This window comes from Bradyrhizobium sp. LeoB3, from assembly GCF_055456055.1.
The window spans coordinates 1-2,273 of sequence record NZ_JBVBEF010000257.1 but is presented as its reverse complement, the minus strand read 5'-3'; the positions used below and the strand labels follow the sequence as shown (position 1 = coordinate 2,273).

Here is a 2,273-nt window from a genome sequence, read left to right as displayed (position 1 = left end):
CCCCCGGCGAGTGCGGCAGAGCCGCCAGCGAGGGTCACAATGATCAAGAACGCTATTTTCCGAAATCCCATGGCGAAGGCCTCCTTCTTTCGACCTCGACGCCCCACCGAAGCTACTAACCTAGGGGCGGGGGGAGGGTCGGAAAAGTAGATCCCAAAGAATTTTCGAGCGCGGCGGCGCTCCAATTTTAGCGGCCGCAGGTTGGAGGAAATTTTCGGGAATGTGCACAGGCATGTCCGCCTAAGCTCCCGAGAGCTGAAGGATTGCAGTCATTGCGAAACCGCCCGCTATGGGCCCCAGGACCAGAAATCCTAGGCAAGATGCTCCCAACCCAGGGTATGAAGCACATCGCGCAAGGTCTGGACTCGGTCAGTTCCTGCAAATATCCTGCGCCCACGCCGCCGCACTCGTCTTCGGACTTTTCTTCCCAACGTCCGATGCGATGGTGAGAACGCCTGCTGCGCTCAGCGTCTACGCCCTCGGGTATGCGATCGTCCGCAATCGATCATCCAGAGGCAATGAAATGACTACTCAATCGTCACACCCTAGCCCGATCCTGGTGACCGGCGCAGCTGGCGCTGTCGGTTCCATCGGGCGCAATGTCACGGAGATGTTGCTCGCCAAGGGGCACAACGTGCGAGCTTTGGTGCGCCGGGAGGATGAACGCGCCGAGGCCCTGCGCCAGCTCGGCGCCGAGGTCATGCAAGGCGACCTGACCGACCTCATCGCGATGCACCGCGCGATCGAAGGTTGCACGAGGATCTATTTCGGCATGTCGGTTTCGGCCGATTACTTGACGGCCACGGTCAATACCGCTGCCGTGGCGCGTCACCACGGCGTCGAAGCTTTCGTGAACATGTCGCAGATGACCGTCACGCAGATGAGCATCACCGAGAGCACCGACAGCCCGCAGCACAAACTGCACTGGCTGGCGGAACAGGCTTTGTCCTGGTCGGGCCTCCCGGTCGTCACCATGCGGCCCACGGTCTTCCTCGATGGGTTCTTCCGGCTTTTCGCTGCCCCGGGCGTGCGGGACGCCGACGAACTGGCGCTGCCAATGGGTCGGGGGAAAACCTCTCCGATCTCGGCTGTGGACGTGGCGCGCGCCGTATCGGTCGTCCTCGAGGACCCCACGCCGCACATCGGCCAAATCTACAATCTGACCGGTTTTGAATCGGCGGATCTGGAGCACTACGCGCGCGTGTTCTCCGAGGCGCTGGGTCGGCCGATCCGCTATCGCGACGTGCCACTCTCCGCCTGGAGCGAAAAGCTTCGGGAGGCGGGCGTGCCGGCGCACATTGTCAAGCACCTCTCCGTGATGACGGAGCTGAACAAGCAGGGCCGGTACGATCGTATGACCGACGACCTTTTCAACCTCACAGGCCAGAAGCCGATCAGCGTGTACGACTTCGTCAAGCTGCATGCCGCTGATTTCACGCGAGCTGGAGCCGCGGCTTGAGCGGTCCGTTCGAACCGGAATGGTCGTTTCGTCCTGGTCTCAAATGGGCCATGAGCCGACATCGCTCCAATCAAGCAGCGATACTTGTCAGGCTCCTTAGCGGCCGTAGGGGAAGCAGCGGTGGCGATCGAGTCTGAGACCGAAATGCGCTCCCAGCGCAGCGATGGCCGCGTCCTGCTCAGGATAAGGATCGGCATTGGATGCGGCAACGATGATGATCCGGAACCCGCCGCGATCCTTGCCACCCGGTGGCAGCATCGCTGTAGCCAGTGCATTGCCCTCCCTGTCGCGCAATGTGAGGAAAATCGGCATCTCGCGCTGTACATGGGCCTCGAGGCCGATGTCGCGCTCGATCGCGTTGGGCCGCTCCGGACGCCAGGACTGGACTGCCTTCTCGCGCTCGCTGCGGAAATATTTCTCGACTGTGTGGCTCATCAGGCGCGACTCATGCGCCGCTTCACCTTCCGTCTCGATACGGAACCAGGTCTTACCCTTCGGCGCGTCGCAAACATACTGCATTTCGCCCGTCCTGCGATCGCTGCAATTCTAGGGCGGCGTGCCTGCAAAGCCAATATGAGATTCGCGCCCGTGTATAACGCTGCACGATCGTATAATCGGAAGTTCGGGTGGCAACACCGCGCGACCGTTGCCTGAGAGGCGATGGTAGAGTCTCCGATCTGATGAAGCTTCGCAAAGCGGTCCGGTACGCCCAGCCTAGTAAATCTGTTCACCGCAACCTCCGCTAGACTGTATGTCCCCTCCACAAAATGAGGCGACTCACCCTCAATGTTGCGACGAGGGTTGCCTGGATGGA

General features: G+C 61.1%; 2 protein-coding genes. One reads left to right on the top strand and one right to left on the bottom strand.

Features of this window, described 5'->3' with window-relative positions; all coding sequences use genetic code 11:
- The first annotated feature begins 523 nt into the window (after positions 1-523).
- Positions 524-1,459, top strand: coding sequence for an NmrA family NAD(P)-binding protein (locus ACZXDY_RS45610; protein ID WP_464349974.1), 936 nt, complete (start codon positions 524-526; stop codon positions 1,457-1,459).
- A 96-nt stretch (positions 1,460-1,555) separates the two neighbouring features.
- Here the strand turns inward: ACZXDY_RS45610 and ACZXDY_RS45605 are convergent, their stop codons facing one another.
- A complete protein-coding gene (locus ACZXDY_RS45605) occupies positions 1,556-1,978 on the bottom strand; it encodes a hypothetical protein (RefSeq protein ID WP_455999011.1) in 423 nt (140 codons plus the stop codon).
- Between the last annotated feature and the right edge of the window lie 295 nt (positions 1,979-2,273).

Excerpts from the sequence above, each read along its gene's own strand:
- ACZXDY_RS45610 (WP_464349974.1), top strand. The coding sequence starts at position 524 with ATGACTACTCAATCGTCACACCCTAGCCCGATCCTGGTGACCGGCGCA.
- ACZXDY_RS45605 (WP_455999011.1), bottom strand. The coding sequence starts at position 1,978 with ATGCAGTATGTTTGCGACGCGCCGAAGGGTAAGACCTGGTTCCGTATC.